At 43.8% G+C, this 19,563-nt stretch carries 15 protein-coding genes and 2 tRNA genes; 12 read left to right on the forward strand and 5 right to left on the reverse strand.

Annotation, left to right across the window (positions count from 1 at the left end; translation table 11 throughout):
* Positions 1-68 precede the first annotated feature (68 nt).
* The 11 genes from VXP95_RS07340 (at position 69) to VXP95_RS07390 (ending at position 14,718) form a co-directional block, all read left to right on the forward strand.
* Positions 69-1,073, forward strand: coding sequence for a Tim44 domain-containing protein (locus VXP95_RS07340; protein ID WP_416711776.1), 1,005 nt, complete (start codon positions 69-71; stop codon positions 1,071-1,073).
* 225 nt (positions 1,074-1,298) lie between these two features.
* Entirely contained in the window at positions 1,299-1,655 is a 357-nt protein-coding gene (locus VXP95_RS07345; protein WP_416680787.1) for a hypothetical protein, read from the forward strand.
* Between the two features lies 1 nt (position 1,656).
* Positions 1,657-3,390, forward strand: a complete 1,734-nt coding sequence (locus VXP95_RS07350; protein WP_416711777.1) for a PepSY-associated TM helix domain-containing protein — start codon at positions 1,657-1,659, stop codon at positions 3,388-3,390.
* Entirely contained in the window at positions 3,387-3,725 is a 339-nt protein-coding gene (locus VXP95_RS07355; protein ID WP_005103916.1) for a DUF3325 domain-containing protein, read from the forward strand. The genes VXP95_RS07350 and VXP95_RS07355 overlap by 4 nt, the downstream gene beginning before the upstream one ends.
* A 97-nt stretch (positions 3,726-3,822) precedes the next feature.
* The gene (locus tag VXP95_RS07360; RefSeq protein ID WP_213687532.1) at positions 3,823-4,347 is read left to right on the forward strand and encodes a tetratricopeptide repeat protein; all 525 of its coding nucleotides are present in this window, start codon (positions 3,823-3,825) and stop codon (positions 4,345-4,347) included.
* Between the two features lie 344 nt (positions 4,348-4,691).
* Positions 4,692-6,074 (forward strand): adenosylhomocysteinase, encoded by a 1,383-nt coding sequence (gene ahcY / locus VXP95_RS07365; RefSeq protein ID WP_416711778.1) that lies wholly within the window; start codon positions 4,692-4,694, stop codon positions 6,072-6,074.
* A 182-nt stretch (positions 6,075-6,256) separates the two neighbouring features.
* The gene (gene metF / locus VXP95_RS07370; protein ID WP_416711779.1) at positions 6,257-7,093 is read left to right on the forward strand and encodes a methylenetetrahydrofolate reductase [NAD(P)H]; all 837 of its coding nucleotides are present in this window, start codon (positions 6,257-6,259) and stop codon (positions 7,091-7,093) included.
* A gap of 108 nt (positions 7,094-7,201) precedes the next feature.
* Positions 7,202-7,912, forward strand: a complete 711-nt coding sequence (locus VXP95_RS07375; protein WP_416711780.1) for a 16S rRNA (uracil(1498)-N(3))-methyltransferase — start codon at positions 7,202-7,204, stop codon at positions 7,910-7,912.
* A 179-nt stretch (positions 7,913-8,091) separates the two neighbouring features.
* Complete coding sequence (locus tag VXP95_RS07380) at positions 8,092-10,968, forward strand: EAL domain-containing protein (RefSeq protein ID WP_416711781.1); 2,877 nt, start codon at positions 8,092-8,094, stop codon at positions 10,966-10,968.
* Between the two features lie 140 nt (positions 10,969-11,108).
* Positions 11,109-13,388: an NADP-dependent malic enzyme gene (locus tag VXP95_RS07385; protein WP_416680782.1), complete on the forward strand. Its 2,280-nt coding sequence runs from the start codon at positions 11,109-11,111 to the stop codon at positions 13,386-13,388.
* A 94-nt stretch (positions 13,389-13,482) separates the two neighbouring features.
* The gene (locus tag VXP95_RS07390; protein ID WP_416711782.1) at positions 13,483-14,718 is read left to right on the forward strand and encodes a multifunctional CCA addition/repair protein; all 1,236 of its coding nucleotides are present in this window, start codon (positions 13,483-13,485) and stop codon (positions 14,716-14,718) included.
* A 105-nt stretch (positions 14,719-14,823) separates the two neighbouring features.
* Here VXP95_RS07390 and epmA read toward each other — a convergent pair whose 3' ends face one another.
* The 5 genes from epmA to greB all read right to left on the reverse strand — a co-directional run bounded on the left by epmA (position 14,824) and on the right by greB (position 18,074).
* Positions 14,824-15,798 (reverse strand): EF-P lysine aminoacylase EpmA, encoded by a 975-nt coding sequence (gene epmA, locus VXP95_RS07395; protein WP_416711783.1) that lies wholly within the window; start codon positions 15,796-15,798, stop codon positions 14,824-14,826.
* On the reverse strand, positions 15,795-16,862 hold the full coding sequence (locus VXP95_RS07400; protein ID WP_416711784.1) for a 4-phosphoerythronate dehydrogenase: 1,068 nt from the start codon (positions 16,860-16,862) through the stop codon (positions 15,795-15,797). The genes epmA and VXP95_RS07400 overlap by 4 nt, the downstream gene beginning before the upstream one ends.
* 178 nt (positions 16,863-17,040) lie before the next feature.
* Positions 17,041-17,130, reverse strand: a tRNA-Ser gene (locus VXP95_RS07405).
* A 271-nt stretch (positions 17,131-17,401) separates the two neighbouring features.
* Positions 17,402-17,491: transfer RNA gene (locus tag VXP95_RS07410), tRNA-Ser, on the reverse strand.
* An 88-nt stretch (positions 17,492-17,579) separates the two neighbouring features.
* The gene (gene greB / locus VXP95_RS07415; protein ID WP_064096309.1) at positions 17,580-18,074 is read right to left on the reverse strand and encodes a transcription elongation factor GreB; all 495 of its coding nucleotides are present in this window, start codon (positions 18,072-18,074) and stop codon (positions 17,580-17,582) included.
* A 363-nt stretch (positions 18,075-18,437) separates the two neighbouring features.
* On the opposite strand from greB, the gene VXP95_RS07420 reads away from it, so the two are divergent.
* Positions 18,438-19,553: a transglycosylase SLT domain-containing protein gene (locus VXP95_RS07420; protein ID WP_416680778.1), complete on the forward strand. Its 1,116-nt coding sequence runs from the start codon at positions 18,438-18,440 to the stop codon at positions 19,551-19,553.
* Positions 19,554-19,563: the final 10 nt, after the last annotated feature.

Consider the following 19,563-nt stretch of genomic DNA (forward strand, 5'->3'; position numbering starts at 1 on the left):
TTGAAATTCCACACAAAGCCTATATAAATAGACTGTACAAACAGGTTTTATTCTCATAGGAAAAATGAATGGAAGTTCGACAGCGCGGTTTGATCACAGGTCTCTTGACAGCAGTTTTATTGGTTGCGCCTTTTGCAGCTGAAGCAAAACGTGCCGGTGGCGGTAAAAGTCACGGCATGCAACGTTCTGCACAACCTACTCAATCTTATCAACAACCTCGTCAAACTGCGCCTGCTCAACAAGCGCCAGTTGCCGGTGCTGCAACCCAGCAAAAATCTGGTCCGGGTGTCGGCGGTATGGTGGCCGCGGGTGTAGCCGGTGCTGCGATTGGTGCAGTTGCTGCCAATGCCTTGGCGGATGATCAAAGTGTAGCAGCATCTGAAGCTCAGGCTGCTCAAGCAGAAGAGGAAAAAGGTGGTATTCCGGGCTGGATCTGGATCCTTCTTGCTGCTGCTGTTGCCTTCTTCATTTTCCGTAAAATGAGCGCAAAAAAAAAAGTAGCTTCTAACCCTTTTGCACCAAATAGCGGTGCTGGTAATACAGCACCTTTTGGTCAGGCACCGACTGCACCTCGCGGTGGTGACAGTACCAATATTTTTGGCCAGAACGTGGGTGGTCAAACGTCAAGCAATAATGCTCCGCTTGGTTCCGCTCCGGTAAATAATGCGCCTTTTGGTGCAGCTTATACCCAAAGTGGCAGCCAGTTACCGGATGGTACTGAACCTGCTGCATTCTTGCGTGTAGCGCGTCAGCGTTTTAACCATATTCAGTCCATGAATACAGCAAGCAACATTTCTGAAATTCAGCGTTATCTGACTCCTGATCTTTATCAGTCAATGTATAACGACATCATGAGCAATCAGGATCAGGATGTTGCCGAGTTTTCAAATCTGAATGCGACGGTCGTCGACTCATCGACTGACAATGGCCAGTATATTGTCAGCGTACGCTTTACCGGTACGGTAAGCGAAGACTTAAACAGCTTGCCGCAACCGTTCGCAGAAATCTGGCATTTCACCAAACCAGCAGGTTCAAATCAGGACTGGGTGGTTGCAGGTATTCAGCAAGACTAATCGTGAATAAATGAAGTGTAGACAGCGGCCCTCGAGCCGCTGTTTTTATTTTTAAGCCTTATATTTTGATCTATTTTAACTCTATTCCCTTCTCTCTTTTTAACCCAACTTCCAGTTTTACTTATTTTTCATATAAATAGTTCAGCAACCTATATTTAAAATCTAAACAATAATTGTTATCATTCTCATAAAATAACTTTCTTAAGTATACAGACAGAATTTTCGATGATGAATAGTCCGAATATGCAAGCTATAGCGACTGAAACAGTCACTGCACCGAAACCATCAAGCAAAAATAAAGTCAAAGCCAATATGCAGGCTTACCGTGGGATGATTTTATATCGCTTTATTCTGGCGGGTGTGGGCGGTTATCTACTGGCTACACTGGCAACGATCGTGATTGCCCAACTTTTTATCGACAGTGGAAGCAGTGCTGCCATGTCCGCGACCCTGATTGGCTTTAGCTTGAATACCGCTGCATTTATTTGGGTATTTATGGTGAATAAAACGCTCAAAGCTACGCTCGGGATCGCGATTCCCGGTGTTTTGCTCTATATCGCCTATAAGCTTTTAGGAAATTAAAATGAGAATAGATGCAAAACCCGAAGGGCCGCGCCAGTCGATGGCATGGTTGCATACTTGGGCCAGTCTGATTTTAGGCTGGCTTTTATATGCGATATTTTTAACGGGAACCTTAAGTTTTTTCCAGAACGAAATTACCGTCTGGATGAAACCAGAATTTCATCAGTCAGTTCCACCAAAGACTCAAATCGAACAAACCCGTGTGGCACTGGCTTATCTGCAACAGCACCATCGGAATGCTGGCAGCTGGGCGATCCAGCTTCCTACCACACGCCAAAATACCACCACCCTGACTATTCGTAGTACCGGCGAAGATCCGCGTGCCCGTCGTGGCGGTACCCGCGTGACGATTGACAGCGCCACGGGCGAAGTTTTGCAAGCGCGTGAAACACGCGGTGGCTCCTTCCTATACCGCTTCCATTTTGAATTGTATGGTTTGCCAAGGATCTGGGGGCGCTGGATTGTCGGCATTGCGACCCTGCTCATGCTGGTGGCAATCATCAGCGGTGTAATTACCCATAAGAAAATTTTCAAGGATTTTTTTACTTTTCGTCCCGGCAAAGGTCAGCGTTCCTGGCTGGATGCACATAATGCTACTGCGGTATTTGCCCTGCCCTTTCATATCATGATTACCTTCAGTGGTTTATTACTATTGCTCTTTACCCTGATGCCTTGGGGCGTAAACCAGATTTATGAAAATCGTGGTGCTTTCCTTCAAGATCAACGTAAAAGTTTGATTCAGAACACCAGTATTCAAGCTGAATCCCGTGAAGGCCGTAGTGAGAGTAAAGAACGTCGACCGCAAGCTGAGAGAGAAAATCGTGACGAGCGCGGTGAAATGTCTGCACGTGGTACAGGTCGCCACTCTCGTGATGAAATGCAAGCTGCACCTCCTGCACCATTAACCGATTTGACTCCGATCTTGGCAATAGCCGAAAAAGAATGGAAAAATAATCCAGTGGGTACGATAACTATCATCCAGCCAAATACCGTAAAAGCTGAAATTGAACTTCGTGCTTTAAACGGAGTCAGCGTAGCTTATCGCAATGTTTATCCGAGCCTTGCTTTCAATGGCGTAACAGGTGAATTAAAGTCGGATCAAACCACACTGAAAACACCTTCGGTTGCAAATGGTATTTATAATGTATTCACCACATTGCATAAAGCACGTGGCGTGGATCTGGCTTTACGCTGGTTATTGTTCATGTCAGGTGTGGTCGGCACCTTGATGATTGCGACTGGTTTGATTCTATGGTGTGTTAAACGTGCACCACAGCAACAGAAGCAAGGCTATAAATCCTTTGGCTATCGCGTGGTTGAAGTCACCAATATCGCTGCCATTATTGGTTTACCGATTGCCTGTGCTGCCTATTTTTATGCCAACCGTTTTATTCCGGCAGACATGGACATGCGTCTGAACTGGGAAATTCGTAGCTTCTTTATTGTCTGGTTGCTGACTTTACTGTATGCCATGATTCGCACTCATCATCAGGCCTGGCTGGAACTATTACTGCTCGCCACTGCTGCATTTGCCTTGCTGCCAATTGTGAACTTTATGACGGGTGGTCAAGCGATCTGGAACACCATTATGCATGGTCAATGGGTCATTACTTCTTTTGATCTGGCGATGTGGGTGCTTGCGATCTTGTTCTGGTTTTCATTTAAAAAAGTGAAAAACCATAAAGGCTTACCCTCTAAAAAAGCCAAGGCTGCTCTCAAGGAGAAGCAGGCATGATGTTCTTCTTATTGATTTGGGCTTTAACTTCACTGGGTTTCTTTGCACTTGCAATGTCGATGTCCAAACATCAAAAACAGATTTTTGACACAGAACTCAACCCTAAAAAAACACAACTTGCGACTATTCTGGGTTGGGTATTGCTCATAATTGCCCTGATTCTGTGTCTGTTAACAGGATTTGCCAGCAATATGATCAGTTACTGGCTGGGTAGTCTAACTTTTGCAGCACTGGTGGTCGGTTTAAGTCTGAGCTATCTGGCAAGTAAAATTAAAGTGATCGTAATGTTCTGTGTGTTCATCGCTTCGATCTCAGGGATTATTTGCTTGATCTAATCATTTGATTGACCAATCTCTTTAAAAAGCTGGCCTTCGGATTGGCTTTTTTGCTTTAAACCTTTTAGTCTACGCACAATATTTTTGAGATGTTGATATGACCCAGCGTGTTTCTCCCCCTGCTGCCTTGACTAATCTTGCCTTAGCCGGCAATGCTGAAGCGCAATTTGAACTGGCTGAACTGTATATGCAAAGCGAGCATGATGATGACATCATTCTTGCTGAAGAATGGGCGTTGAAAGCTGCCAACGGCGGGCTGGTGGATGCAATGTACTGGTTAGGTGAAGGTTATACCGTTTATGCCAAAGAATTGGCAGAAGAAGATCCGGAAGAATCCAAAGCTCACTTTGAGTTAGCCTATTACTGGTTAAGCAAGGCCAATATCGAGAAGCACCCTGCTGCGACTTTAGAGCTGGCGGGTTTCTACCGTCGCGGTGATGTGATTGAAAAAGATGTAGAGAAATCAATTTCTTTAGTGAAACAGGCTGCGGAATGGGGTGAAGTTCAGGCCATGCGCGATCTTGCTTTTATTTATGCCAATGGTTTAGGTGTAGATGGCGATGAGGAACTAGCTGAGTTCTGGACCCAAAAAGCGGATGCTGCTGAGCAAGAAGCTAAATAAAACGAAAAGCCCGTCAAATGATAGGCTTTTTATTTAACTCTCATACTCCCTCCTACATGATGCAGAAGAATCTTAAAAGAAAACATTTAATTTACCGTATTTATATTGATAGGCTTTTGATCAATTAAAAGCTCAAAATACAGAAAATAAATAATATTATCTTTTTCAACTTGGCTCATGTTTAGATTCCAAGTACAATACTGCGCTAGTCGAGGGATGCTGCGACGTTTTACAGGCACTAAATGTAAAATCGCTAGGCTCGACCATCGGTCAGACATTCGTTCTGATCAACAACGGCATCCGCGAACAGAACGATCCAATCTATTTTTTCCTAGGAGATCCTGATGAACGCGGTTACTGCTTCATTTACAGATTACAAAGTTGCTGATATTTCACTTGCTGATTACGGCCGTAAAGAAATTAAACTTGCTGAAGCTGAAATGCCAGCCCTAATGGGTCTGCGTAAACGCTACTCAGCAGCAAAACCACTGGCAGGCGCGAAAATTCTCGGCTGTATCCATATGACCATTCAAACTGCTGTTCTTATTGAAACACTGGTTGAATTAGGCGCTGAAGTTCGCTGGACTTCATGTAACATTTTCTCTACTCAAGACCATGCTGCTGCTGCTATCGCTGCTGCGGGCATTCCTGTATTTGCCTGGAAAGGCGAAACTGAAGAAGAATACATGTGGTGTCTTGAACAACAAATCAATGTAAATGGCAAACCTTGGGATGCCAACATGATTCTTGACGATGGCGGTGACTTAACGCTACTTGTTCACGAAAAATACCCAGAAGTGATTGCAAAAATTCACGGTGTAACTGAAGAAACAACGACAGGTGTTCAACGTCTGTACGAAATGCTTCGTGATGGCACTTTAAAAGTTCCTGCAATCAACGTAAACGATTCAGTAACCAAGTCTAAAAACGACAACAAATACGGTTGCCGCCATTCACTAAATGATGCAATCAAACGTGGTACAGATATGCTTTTATCTGGCCGTCGTGCGCTGGTAATCGGTTACGGTGACGTAGGTAAAGGTTCTGCTCAATCCCTTCGTCAAGAAGGCATGATTGTACGCGTAACTGAAGTTGACCCAATCTGTGCAATGCAAGCATGTATGGACGGTTATGAAGTTGTATCTCCATACAAAAATGGCGTGCAAACTGGCAAGAAAGAAGACATCAATATTGATCTTCTTCAAAACACTGACCTGATCGTAACGACTACGGGTAACTACCACGTTTGTGATTCAGCAATGCTTGATTCATTAAAAGCGGGTGCTGTTGTATGTAATATCGGTCACTTCGATACTGAAATTGATACAGCTTACCTACGTGGCTATAAGTGGGTTGAAGTTAAACCTCAAGTACACCAAGTGTATCGTTCAGAAAATGAAAATGATTACCTGATTCTTCTTTCTGAAGGCCGTTTGGTAAACCTTGGTAATGCGACTGGTCATCCATCACGCATTATGGATGGTTCATTTGCCAACCAGGTATTGGGCCAAATGCATTTATTCGCTGAGAAATTTGCTGACCTTCCAGAATCTGAAAAAGCTGCACAAATTCGTGTAGAACTTCTTCCTAAGAAATTAGATGAAGAAGTGGCTGCTGCGATGGTTGCTGGTTTCGGTGGTGTCTTGACTCAACTGACTCAAGAACAAGCGGATTACTTGGGCGTTCAAGTTGAAGGCCCATTCAAGTCGGATGCTTATAAATACTAATTTTTGTTTTACCTCTCCCTAGCCCTCTCCTAAAAGGAGAGGGAAACTTCTATTGTGAAAATAGTTAGAGGGTAAGCCTTAAAGACCTTAACTATCATAATGGAAGTCCCTTCTCCCTTTGGGAGAAGGTTAGGATGAGGGCAATCCAAAATTACAAGTATTTATAAAAAAAGGATTTGAACATGTCTAAACAGATTCCAATTTCATTTGAATTCTTCCCAACCAAAACTGATGTAGGCGCGGAAAAACTCAAGCTTGTACATCAAGAGTTACAACTCTTAAATCCAGAATTCTTTTCTGTGACCTATGGTGCTGGCGGTTCGACCCGTGAACGCACCCTGTCTACCATCAATGACTTTAATGGAAAAGGCGCACCTGTCGCCCCTCACCTGTCTTGTATTGGCGATGATAAGGCACGTATTGCAGAACTTCTAGACCTGTACAAATCTCAAGGTATTGACCGTATTGTTGCCCTGCGTGGTGACTTGCCTTCTGGTCAGGTCGGTTTGGGTGAATTACCTTATGCACAGGATCTGGTCCGCTTTATCCGTGAACATTCAGGTGATCATTTCAAGATTGAAGTGGCAGCTTATCCGGAAATGCATCCACAGGCTGAAAGCTTTGACAAAGACATTCAGCACTTTATTGATAAAGTCAATGCGGGTGCCAATGCGGCATTAACCCAGTTCTTCTTCAATCCAGATGCTTATTTCTATTTTGTAGATCGTATCCAGAAAGCAGGAATCGATATTCCGGTTGCCCCTGGCATCATGCCAATTACCAATGCCAGTAATCTGATTCGTTTTGCTGATGGTACCGGTGCTGAAATTCCACGCTGGATTCGTAAACAACTGGCTACCTATGGTGATGACACGGCCAGTATTAAAGCCTTCGGCCATGAAGTTGTGGTGAAATTCTGTGAGCGCCTGCTTGCAGGTGGGGCGCCAAGCCTGCACTTTTACACCATGAATACTACTGATCCTACACGCCAGCTTGTGAAAGACTTAGGTCTCGCATAAGTTTCTAGGCTGCATTGAGTTTCCCCACTCTTTCTTTCTCTGGAAGAAATTCAAAGAGGGAAAACAGCAATGCAGTCCTGTTTTGTTCCACCTGAGAGTAATCACCCCATGCCACGTTTTTATATTGAAGCAGACTTAAATGTTGATACTGCGGTCGAGTTAACAGAAACCGTTTTTCATCATTGGGTGAAGGTATTACGCGCTCAAGTGGGCGAAACCGCAACATTGTTTAATGGACAGGGTGGCGAATATGACGTGACCCTTACTGAAGTTGCTAAAAAATCAGCTACGGTCTCGGTCAATGCATTCCATCCCGCTAATCGCACGCCCAAGTTTCAGGCTTTGCTCGGTCAGGTCATGAGCAAAGGCGACCGTATGGATTATGCAATTCAGAAAGCTGTCGAACTGGGCGTATCCGAGATTCAGCTGTTGACTTCGGAACGTTGCGAAATGCGTTTAAAGTATGATCGCGACCAGAAAAAACTGGATCACTGGCAAGGAGTTGCTATTGCTGCTTGTGAACAGTGTGGTCTAAACATTGTACCCAAGATTTTAGCACCCATTTCCCTGGAAAAATGGCTGGAAAATGAATTGCCAGACACCAAACTGGTTTTAGCACCCAATAAAGATGAAACAGATGTACTGGCAGATGCGACCCTGGATCTTGCCTTATTGATTGGTCCCGAAGGAGGTCTCAGTGAAGCGGAAATTAACACCGCCAACCACAAAGGTTTTCGTAACTGGTGTATAGGCGAGCGTGTACTGCGTACTGAAACTGCCCCTGTTGTAGCCCTGTCTATTTTAAATTATGTACTTTAGTTCATCGGGTAGGTAAAATTTTGTCTTTAATTTTGTTGATTTTTATTTTTAAGACAACTAATCTCGACTAAAGAATAACAACTACTTATTAATTGATTTTCACACATTTCCTGGGGGTTTTTATAATAACAATGCACAAGGACGAAAACCGTATAGGATGAATACAGGCATTGACTCACATGGTTGATAATCCAGACGATTATATTCAGCAGCACCTACATGATGCTCAGATTGCGAACACGCTGCGTCATAGTCGCTATTTTTTGCTCAGCATAATGGTGATCTGTCTTTATATTTTTTGTATTTATCACATTCAATACAGACCTTCTAATACCTATTTTAATATCTGGTTTATTCTGACAGAGCTCCTTGTCAGCATGTGCTGGCTGGCGAGTACGCTGTACTTTAAACCTGAGCACTATAACCAGAAGAATGCGCATCGCTGGTTACAGTTTCAAAGTCTGGCTGTGGGGATCTGTATCGCGGCAGGTATTTTTACCATTTACTATTATTTGCCTCAAGCCAACCCAGCCTTTAACGATATTGAAGCACTGACCTTATCCGCCTTGTTGCTGATTGTTACCCAAGCTTTCGGTTTAACCTATTTAACCCAGAAACTGAGTTATTTCTGTCTGGCATTTTTTCCGTCTTTACTGCCCTTTTTACTGTCGCAAATTTATCCGACAGGTGATTCCAATCCTTTCTTTGCACTGGCTTTAAATTTTTCCATGATTGTGATTTTACTATGCGCAACAAGCAGTTACCGCATACATAGCCGTACATCACGTCTGTATGTAGAAAATGATATTCTGGTAAAAAATGCAGAACAGCAGATTCACTGGACAGATGAACTTTGTCAGCAACTCAAAACAGAAGTCAATAAATCTAAAGATATTGAACTTCAATTACAGCTCAGCAATCAGTTGCTGGAACAGAAAGTACGGGAACGTACCTATGATATCGAGCAGATCAATCAGGATCTGAAGAATAAGCAGCAAGATCTGGAACTGGCACATAAAATTGCCGGTATCCGCCCTTGGGACTGGAATATTCAAGCACGCAACATCACCCTCACCAATCATAAAGATGAAAAGATTCTGCGTGATTCCAAAGATCATCATCTGCAATTACAGCATCTGATCCACCCGGATGATCTGGACCATTTTAAACGCAATATGAAACAGCACCTACGCGGTCAGACTAAACGCTACGATGCTACCTACCGGATCAGGCTCAGTGAAGGTGGCTGGAGCTGGGTACATGACATTGGTCGGGTAATCAGCCGTGACCCTAACAATAACAAACCCTTAAGAATGGTTGGTATCCGTCGTGATATTCAACAGGAACGGCTGTCTCAAGAGCGTTTAAAGCTGGTAGCCAGTGTACTGGAACAGGCCGCAGAAGGGATTTTCATTTTAAATCCTGATTTAGATTATATCGATGTGAATCCTCACTACGAATACCTGAGCGGTTTTGAGCGGCATCAGATTATTGGTAAATCCCTATTTGATATTGCGGTGAAAAATAAATCCCAGCAACGCGCTTTTCAAGCCAGCATCGTCAAGCAGATCCAGAAAATTGGCTCTTATGATGGAGAGGTCAACGCAAAATTTCTGTCAGGCAAAGAGTCAACCTTATGGCTGCATATCAATGCCGTAACCGATGATGAAGGCCGGATTACCCATTACATTGGCATCGTATCGGATTTGACTGAACGCAAATTACAGGAACAGCGCCTGTCCTATCTGGAAAATTACGATACCTTGACCGATTTGCCCAACCGTTTCTATTATAACTATCAGCTGCACCAATATCTGGTTTCACAAAAAGACTCTCTTAAGCAGATGGCTGTGATTCGACTTAATATCGACCGTTTCCGGCCGTTGAATGAATACCTGTCCAATAATGGCGGTGATGAACTTTTACGTCAGGTGGCACAGCGCCTGCGCATGACCAATGCAGAAGCATTGTTTGTTGCCCATCTGAATGGTGATGATTTTGCCATTCTCTATGAAATTTCACATATTCGTCCTTCTGTTCAGCACCATTGTGAACGCATTGCCCAAGCCTTTAGCCAAGCGTTTAATATTTACGGTCAGGATCATGTAATTACCCTGTCTATGGGCGTGGCATTTTATCCAGATCATGGCCGCCAGCTGGATTATTTAAATAACTGTGCTGAACAGGCATTAAAAGAAGCCAAGAACCTAGGCGGCAATACCATTCATTTTTATTCAAGTGAAAATGATGCCTTGCAGAAAAATGGAATCTTCCTGGAACGGGATCTGCGTAAAGCAATCCAGAATAATGAACTGATTGTCTATTATCAGCCAAAAATCAATTTCAGTGATCACAGCATTTATGGCTTTGAAGCGCTGATTCGCTGGGCCCATCCAGAAAAAGGAATTATTGCACCCGATTTATTTATTCCTTTAGCCGAACAAACCAGCCTGATTTCAGATATTGGCCGTCTGGTCATTCAGCAGACTGCTAAACAGATTCGCCAATGGAATGATCTGGGCTTTAATCATATTTGTGTATCAGTCAATGTCGTGGCCCAGCAGTTGCGTCGCGGTCAGTTGCTGGATGATCTGGATCAGGCCATTGCAGACCACCAGATTTCAGGTAACAGTCTGGAACTGGAAATTACGGAATCTTCGTTAATTGAAAATTCAGAAGCAGTCAAAAACCTGCTGAACGAGATTAAACAGCGACATATTCATATTGCGCTGGATGATTTTGGTACAGGCTATTCATCCCTTTCCTATCTTGCTGATTTTCCAATCGATACCTTAAAAATTGATCGCAGTTTTGTTTCTAAGATTGGAAAAAACAAACATGAAGCAATTGTCAGTGCTATGGTGGCCATGGGTAAAGCCATGGGTATGACCGTGGTTGCAGAAGGGATCGAGACTGAAGAACAATTAGAATATTTACGGGATTTAGACTGTGATATAGCCCAAGGCTTCTTATTTTCCAAAGCCCTGCCTGAACGAGAAGCAACCGCTTATTTAGTGCAAGACAAGACAGCTCAATCTTATACATATCAAGTCTAAGTCTATATTTGACCACAATAAGTTTGTTGGAAAAACGGCCGTCTTTGTCTGTCCGAACTGGTTAACAAATGGTATATTCAGGAACATAAATAAATTCTTTGCCCACTGACTGGGTAATCTTTACAACGATCGAGAGACTGATGGACGAACAATCTTTAAAGCAACAGGCCCTTTACTATCACGAATTTCCTACCCCGGGGAAAATCAGCGTTACACCAAGCAAACAATTGGTCAACCAACGTGACTTGGCCCTTGCTTACTCGCCTGGCGTAGCTGCACCTTGCCTTGAGATTGAACGCGACCCTTCAACTGCTGCATTGTATACAGCACGGGGTAACCTGGTTGCTGTAGTAACCAACGGTACTGCTGTGCTGGGCTTGGGTAATATTGGCCCTTTGGCTTCTAAACCGGTGATGGAAGGTAAAGGCGTATTATTCAAAAAATTTGCTGGTGTGGATGTATTCGATATTGAAATTGCTGAAAATGATCCAGACAAAATTGTAGATATTGTCGCGGCATTAGAACCGACTTTTGGCGGGATTAACCTGGAAGATATCAAGGCGCCAGAGTGCTTCTATATTGAGCAGAAACTGCGTGAACGCATGAATATTCCTGTATTCCATGATGACCAGCACGGTACTTCGATCATTGTCGGTTCTGCTTTACTTAACGCCCTGGAAATTAATGGCAAAAAAATTGAAGAGATCAAGATTGTAGCTTCAGGTGCCGGTGCTGCAGCACTCTCTTGCTTAAATCTGCTTTGTGCTCTGGGTGCTAATAAAGAGAACATCATTGTTGCCGATTCACGCGGTCTGCTGACTACGCATCGTGAAGGTCTGGATGAATCCAAAAAAGCTTATGTGCAAGACATTGAAGCTACTCAGCTAGGTGACGTGATTGCAGGCGCAGACATGTTCCTCGGTCTTTCTGCTGCCGGCATTCTGACCAAAGAAATGGTCAAGGTCATGGCAAAAGATCCGATCATCTTTGCATTGGCGAACCCGGATCCAGAAATTCTGCCTGAACATGCGCATGAAGTTCGTGATGATGTCATCATGGCGACTGGCCGTTCTGACTATCCGAACCAGGTGAATAACGCGCTATGCTTCCCGTATATCTTCCGTGGTGCGCTGGATGTGGGTGCAACCACTATTAATGAAGACATGAAAATTGCCTGTGTCCATGCAATTGCACGTATGGCGCATATTGAAGCCGATGCGGCAACCTATGGTGAAAAATCAGCTTCATTTGGCCGCGAATACCTGATTCCTGGTCCACTGGATCAACGTCTGATTCTGGAGATTGCACCTGCTGTGGCACAAGCTGCAATGGATTCTGGTGTTGCGACTCGTCCAATTCAGGATTTCTCGGCGTATCGTCAACGTCTGTCTGAGTTTGTCTACAACTCGGCATTCGTCATGAAACCGATTTTTGAACAGGCGAAATCTGATCCTAAACGCATTGCCTATGCTGAAGGTGAAGACCTGCGTGTATTACGTGCTGCACAAATTGCTGTGGATGAAGGCCTGGCAAAACCGATTCTGGTAGGCCGTCCGGCAGTCATCGAAGCCAATATCAAGAAACTGGGTTTACGCCTTGAAGACGGTGTAAATATCACTATCATTGATCAGGAAAAGAACCCGAACTATGAAATGTTCGCGGATGATTACTACAATATCATGCAGCGCAAGGGTGTAACGCCTGAATATGCACAGCGTGAAGCACGTCGCCGCTCTACCCTGATCGCTGCGATGTTGGTAAAACATGGCATGGCAGACGGTATGCTGTGTGGTACTTATTCAAGCTACGATATTCATCTGGACTTCGTCAGCAACATCATTGGCAAGAAAGATGGTCATAACACTTTCTTTACCTTGAATGCCTTGATGCTCGAAGATCGCAACCTGTTCATCGCCGATACCTATGTCAATACTAATCCAACGGCTGAACAGCTGGCTGAAATGACCATTCTGGCGGCTGAAGAAGTGCGCCGTTTTGGTATGACACCACGTATTGCCCTGCTTTCTCATTCAAGCTTTGGTTCAGACCAGCATGATGCCAGCGCGCAAAAAATGCGTAAAGTGTATGACATTCTGTCTGAAATCGCGCCTGAGCTGGAAGTTGAAGGTGAAATGCATGGCGATGCAGCACTGGATGAAAACATTCGTCAGTTTGCATTCCCGAATTCACGTTTCAAGGGCTCTGCAAACCTGCTGATCATGCCGAATCTAGATGCTGCCAATATCTCGTTTAACCTGTTAAAAGCAACTTCAGGCAACAATGTGACCATTGGACCAATTCTTCTGGGTGCGGCAAAACCTGTACACATCTTGACACCGACTGCAACTACGCGCCGTGTGATCAATATGACTGCGCTCACTGTGGCAGAAATCCAGCAAGCGGAACAAGATGCACTTTAAGCCAATGACAAGATAACGACGCATTCGCCTCGTTTCTTAACTTGAGAAAACCTCTATTCTGTAGCATGATGCTTCTAAGAATAGAGGTTTTTTCATGCAAGTTTATTTAGTAGGCGGCGCCGTTCGAGATCATTTGCTCGGACACCCCTATCACGAAAAAGATTATGTCGTCGTGGGTGCAACTCCCGCACAAATGCTTGAGCTAGGCTATCAGCCGGTAGGCAAAGACTTTCCTGTTTTTTTACATCCCCAAACAAAAGAAGAATATGCACTGGCGCGTACAGAACGTAAATCTGGGCATGGTTACCATGGTTTTGAGTTTCATACCGATGTTAGCGTTACGCTAGAGCAGGATCTGATCCGGCGTGATCTCACCATTAATGCCATGGCCATGGATGATGCTGGACAGATTTATGATCCTTATGGTGGTCAGCAAGATCTGGAAAACCGGATTCTACGCCATGTTTCCAACGCTTTTGTTGAAGATCCATTACGGGTACTGCGGATTGCCCGGTTTGCTGCCCGCTATACCAGTGCAGGTTTCGTGATTGCCGATGAAACCATGGCATTGATGCAGCGCTTGACTGAATCTGGCGAATTAAATGCGCTCATACCTGAACGTGTCTGGAAAGAAACTTCGCGTGCATTATCGGAACGTCATGCTGATGTGTATTTTGAAGTATTACGTCAATGTGGTGCTTTGAAGGTGCTATTCCCTGAGATTGATGCCTTATATGGCATTCCGCAACGTCCTGAATATCATCCGGAAATTGACTGTGGCATTCATACCATGATGTCCTTGCAGCAGGCTTGCCGTCAAAACTACAGCCTGGATGTTCGTTTTGCCGTTTTAGTGCATGATTTAGGCAAGGCTTTAACGCCGCTTGAAGAATTACCGCGACATATCATGCATGAAGAACGTGGCATTAAACCAGTGAATGAACTGTGTGAGCGTTTAAAAGTGCCGACTTATACCAAGCAACTGGCTTTGGCGGTGTGCAAAGAACATCTGAAATGTCATCAGGCCTTCAATCTTAAACCGGGAACTTTATGGCGATTATTACAACGCCTGGATGTATTACGTCGCCCTGAACGTGTTGAAGCTTTTGTACAGGCTTGTGAATGTGATTCACGTGGCCGCCTGGGTCTGGAAGATCGTGCTTATCCACAAGCACAGTATATTCTTGATGCCATGCAGACCGTACGTGCCATCAAGGCACAAGACCTGCCTGCCGATATTCAGGGACCAGATATTGGCGAGATGCTGATTGAACGACGGATTCAGGCACTGGGTGAGCTCAAAGCACAACAAACTGTATCGATTGAATAATAAAAAAGCACCCTCGGGTGCTTTTCTCTTGCGCTTATTTCTCTTTTTCCAAATCCTGGATATTGGCTTTATCAAAAGAAATTGAAAAATATTAAATCCGTCTGATTAGGAAATATCTGCCGGGAAAGTAATCACCTGTTCCAGTTTCATACGATGGGTTGCAATCATCAGCAAACGGTCAATTCCGAGGGCAATTCCTGAACATTCCGGCATATTCGGTAAAGCTGCCAATAGATATTTATCGATCGGCATGACATGCAAGCCCAGCTTGGCTCGTTCAGCATTATCTGCTTCAAAGCGTGAACGCAATACGTCGGCATCAATCAGCTCATCATAAGCATTGGCTAATTCCAAACCTTCAATATACAGTTCAAAACGTGCGGCGACCAGTTCACCATCTTCATCAATTCGGGTTTTGGCCAGAGAGGCCATTTCAGGTGGGAAATCGGTCAGGAATACAGCAGTATCAAAACCCAGACTCGGTTCAACCATATGTGAAAATAACAGGTCAATATAGCCAAGACGGTCATTCCCCATATCCAGATTGAGACCGACGCGGCGGCAGCAGTCTTTCAGTTCCTGTAAAGTAGCCTGAAGCGGATTGAGATCCAGACGATCCATAAATGCATGCTTATAACTCAGAATGGTCGGACGGATTTCGCCAAAACGTACTTTCAAGGTCACATTCAATAGATCAGATACTTCAAACATCAGATCTTTTAAACTAAGCCCCGGGCGATACCATTCCAGCATGGTGAATTCGCTATTGTGCTTACGCCCATGCTCATCATCACGGAAAACTTTACAGATCTGGTAAATGGGTCCAGAACCACTTGCCAATAAGCGCTTCATGGCAAATTCAGGTGAGGTCTGCAAATAATGTGTATGCGCTTTACCCAGCACATGACGCTGGGCCTGTACCGAAGTCAAATGCACATCGGTCACACCGGCTTGAGATAAAATCGGTGTTTCGACTTCTAATACATCGCGCTCAGCAAAAAACTGACGGATTTGACGATATAAATTCGCACGCGCATGCATGGCTTGAAGGTCACAAGTGGGTTGATATGTCATCATCATGCCTTCGGCCCACCATGTGCTGCCCACTCACGACGTAGTGGGTAGGTTTTACGTAAATGATCAAATGCCTGCTGATCGACTTTACCTTCTTTGAGACAGGCACGTAGATTGGCATCATCACGAGCAATGTCATAAATTTGGGATAAATGCTGTTGCAATGCCATTTTTAAATCCTGCCCCTGAAAAAACTGCTCACAGACAGGCAGCTGGGATTCAAACTGTTTATTGGCCGCAAAACCGAAGGTGTGACAAAAAGCTTCGTAGATCATCTGGGTACCACGTGCCTTGCCTTCCAGACTATAGCCGGCAATATGCGGAGTGACCAAAGTCACCAGATCCAGAAGTTCTGCTGAAATCAGCGGCTCATGCTCAAAAACATCCAAAACCACGGTGCGATGTGTCGCCTGTATATCCTGGATCAGCGCGGCTTCTTCAATGACTGGCCCACGTGCTGAATTAATCAGGATTGCATCAGGCCGCATGTGCGCCAGCGAAGCAGCATTAAATAAATGATAGGTTGGATATGCGCCTGTTATGGTTAAAGGGACATGAATCGAAATTGTATCCGCCTGCTGCAATAATTCATGAAATTCAACTTGATCAACCTGCTCTCTTTGCACCAAAGGATCATAGCCAATCACGCGCCAGCCCAAGAGCTTCGCCATGTAGGCCAGTCGGATTCCAACATTACCCAAACCGACAATACCCAAGGTAAATGTCGCATTGGCATCGATTAATTCAGGACGCACCTGCAATAACGCGGTAATCACATATTCAGCCACTGCTTGCGCATTACAGCCGGCTGCATTACTCCATTGAATCCCATGCTGTTCTAATGCAGCAATATCCAAATGATCTGTGCCGATGGTGGCACTTCCTACAAATTTGATCGAACTATTCTTTAGCAGTGCTTCATTGACCTGAGTCACTGAACGTACCAGCAAGCTATCAGCATCTTTGACATCATCAGCGCTTAAGGTTCGTCCTGCACGATGTTGAATATCACCAAACTCGGAAAAAAAGTAATCGGTAAATGCCAGATTTTCATCTGCGACAATTTTCATAATGAGATCCATATGATGCTTGGGCGTATGATAGCGCGTTGATGCTTCTGACTCTATATTTGGCTGATGTGTCAATTTTCAAGATTTGGTAGCTTGATTTCAGAACTGAGGAATTTAAGATTCAGTATTTGCAGCTTAAAAAGAAAAACCCCAATCTTTCGACTGGGGTTTTAAAATTTGGCGGAAGCGGTGAGATTCGAACTCACGGAGGACTCACACCCTCGTCGGTTTTCAAGACCGGTGCATTAAACCGCTCTGCCACGCTTCCATGGCCGCCATCATATAAATAAATCAGATTTTTGGCAATAAAATTTAGCGAAACTTCTATAAAAAGCAGTTTATTCAGCTAAAAATCATCCAAAATCAAAGCCAACCTGAGTATTTTCATTCAAAGATTTGAATCTTGAAATGATCTTGAGTTGTATTTAACTCAGTAGAGAATGATGAGAGAAATAATCACATTCAGCATCAATTGGATCAACAATCAAAAATATTAAGACATAAAAAAACCCAGTCAAATTGACTGGGTTTTTAAAATTTGGCGGAAGCGGTGAGATTCGAACTCACGGAGGACTCACACCCTCGTCGGTTTTCAAGACCGGTGCATTAAACCGCTCTGCCACGCTTCCATGGCCGACATAATATAAACAAAAATCATGCTTGGCAAATATTTTTATGCTTTTACCGAATCAACTGCACAAAATAAAATCAATTCAATTAATCTTCTGAATTTTCTGGCTTTTCATAGCGAATTGAATTAATGAACCAGAGCTTCTTTCCAGAGGGTGTCAGCACCTCGGCCTCATCATCAATCTGCTTGCCCAGTAAGGCGCGTGCCATCGGCGAATCAATCGAAATATGCTGCGGATGATGATCATAAATTTCATCTACTCCTACAATGCGCAAAGTCTTTTGTTCACCTTCTTCATTTTCAATGCCCACCCAGGCGCCAAAATAGACCTTGCCTGCCTGCTCTGGAGAAAAATCGACAATTCTCAGCTCTTCCAGACGTTTTCCCAAATAGCGAACCCGGCGGTCAATTTTGCGTAAAAGTTGCTTGTTGTACTGGTAATCCGCATTTTCAGAACGGTCACCGAGACTGGCTGCCCAATTCACTTTTTTGGTAATTTCCGGACGTTCTTCATGCCAGAGATTCTTAAGTTCTGCCACCAATTTATCGTGTCCGCCACGAGTAATTAAGTTAGATTTCATACATCTTGCTGATCATATTTTCACTGTTTTAACTCACAAACAGCTTATTTTATTTACCATTTTAAAACAATGCCAAATTTCAAAAAAAATAATCATTATATTTCAATATCTTAAAATTATTTTTAAAAATAACTTGTGTACAAAATTTGACAATCGTTTTTCAGATCATTAATATGCCAACAATTTCCGGAAATGCTTACTTTTTAAACTATGTAGTTTTTCTACATAATTATCTTTAAATCTCTTGTCATTTTGAATGACGTCATGACTGCCCAACCCTTATTGAATTTATCAAACTGTTAAAATCTCTGGCTGTTTTAGCTGTGATTTTTAGGGCATAAATTACTTTGTAGCGGAGACAACATGCACAGTAGTTCATCCACTGGGTCGAGGCTTTGCCTAAGATCTGTAATTTCCTCTCTCCCTTTGAAAGTACTTGTACTGAGCACTGCATTTATTCCACTACACAGTATCAATGCAAGTAAGACCACACTCCAGTTTGATCATGTGGTAAACAGCAATAAGTTAACCGTAGTTGCGATTGCAAATCCGACTACTGTATTTCAGGATGGGCAACATCTGCATGGCTTTGGTTATGATCTGGTTCGCAACTATGCCAACAGCCTGAATGTAAAGCTCGATTTTAAGATTGTTCCTGACAATCAGACCGCCCTACAGTGGGTTGCGCAGGGCAAAGCCAACTTGGCCATGACCACGACCGATTTAAGTGCAATTGAAAATAAGAAATTGACCTCATTTTCAGCCACGTGTGGAGATCAGTCAATTTTGATAAATAATGGCCTGAATACCAATTTAAATCTGGTATTTAAATCTGCCACCGATCCTTTAAGCCAGACTGCCAGTGCGTTTATCTGTAAAGGCAAACAAAGCGGTGCCATCAAGCAGCTTGCTTCATTTTATAATCAGAATGTGGTGAAAGAGGAATCCTGGACAACCATTCAACGTGACTTGAGCAGCCGACTGCCGATGTATAAAGCTAGCTTTAAACAGACCGCACAGCAATATGATCTGGATTGGCATTTACTGGCCGCCATTGGTTATCAGGAATCTTATCTGAAACCAAATTCGGTTTCTCCAACAGGTGTTCGCGGCTTGATGATGCTGACCAACAGTACAGCCAAAGCCATGGGCGTGAGTAACCGTACTGATCCGGCTCAAAGTATTCAGGGTGGTGCCAAGTATTATGATCAAATGCTTAGTCGCTATGATCATATTCCATTTCCAGATCGGAACTGGTTTGCACTAGTAGCTTATAATATGGGCCCAGGTGCAGTGAATCAGTTGCAAAAACGTATCCAGTCACAAGGCAAGAACCCGGATAACTGGGTCAACCTATATGCCTATCTGGATCAGAATAAAGCCAATAATGGTCGTTACCGTCAAGCAGTACAATATGTAACTCGTATTCGTGCTTATCTGGAACATATCAAGACCACACCGCAATTGGTGAATATCTAGGTTAACCCTG

The sequence above is a fragment of the Acinetobacter sp. 226 genome, from assembly GCF_048147925.1.
GTDB classification, from domain to species: domain Bacteria; phylum Pseudomonadota; class Gammaproteobacteria; order Pseudomonadales; family Moraxellaceae; genus Acinetobacter; species Acinetobacter pecorum.

Bases quoted from the DNA above. Each gene is read 5' to 3' on its own strand.
- metF (WP_416711779.1), top strand. From the start codon at position 6,257: ATGTCTAAACAGATTCCAATTTCATTTGAATTCTTCCCAACCAAAACT.
- ahcY (WP_416711778.1), top strand. From the start codon at position 4,692: ATGAACGCGGTTACTGCTTCATTTACAGATTACAAAGTTGCTGATATT.
- VXP95_RS07345 (WP_416680787.1), top strand. From the start codon at position 1,299: ATGATGAATAGTCCGAATATGCAAGCTATAGCGACTGAAACAGTCACT.
- VXP95_RS07375 (WP_416711780.1), top strand. From the start codon at position 7,202: ATGCCACGTTTTTATATTGAAGCAGACTTAAATGTTGATACTGCGGTC.
- VXP95_RS07400 (WP_416711784.1), bottom strand. From the start codon at position 16,862: ATGAAAATTGTCGCAGATGAAAATCTGGCATTTACCGATTACTTTTTT.
- VXP95_RS07360 (WP_213687532.1), top strand. From the start codon at position 3,823: ATGACCCAGCGTGTTTCTCCCCCTGCTGCCTTGACTAATCTTGCCTTA.
- greB (WP_064096309.1), bottom strand. From the start codon at position 18,074: ATGAAATCTAACTTAATTACTCGTGGCGGACACGATAAATTGGTGGCA.
- VXP95_RS07385 (WP_416680782.1), top strand. From the start codon at position 11,109: ATGGACGAACAATCTTTAAAGCAACAGGCCCTTTACTATCACGAATTT.
- VXP95_RS07420 (WP_416680778.1), top strand. From the start codon at position 18,438: ATGCACAGTAGTTCATCCACTGGGTCGAGGCTTTGCCTAAGATCTGTA.
- VXP95_RS07340 (WP_416711776.1), top strand. From the start codon at position 69: ATGGAAGTTCGACAGCGCGGTTTGATCACAGGTCTCTTGACAGCAGTT.
- VXP95_RS07380 (WP_416711781.1), top strand. From the start codon at position 8,092: ATGGTTGATAATCCAGACGATTATATTCAGCAGCACCTACATGATGCT.
- epmA (WP_416711783.1), bottom strand. From the start codon at position 15,798: ATGATGATGACATATCAACCCACTTGTGACCTTCAAGCCATGCATGCG.
- VXP95_RS07350 (WP_416711777.1), top strand. From the start codon at position 1,657: ATGAGAATAGATGCAAAACCCGAAGGGCCGCGCCAGTCGATGGCATGG.
- VXP95_RS07390 (WP_416711782.1), top strand. From the start codon at position 13,483: ATGCAAGTTTATTTAGTAGGCGGCGCCGTTCGAGATCATTTGCTCGGA.
- VXP95_RS07355 (WP_005103916.1), top strand. From the start codon at position 3,387: ATGATGTTCTTCTTATTGATTTGGGCTTTAACTTCACTGGGTTTCTTT.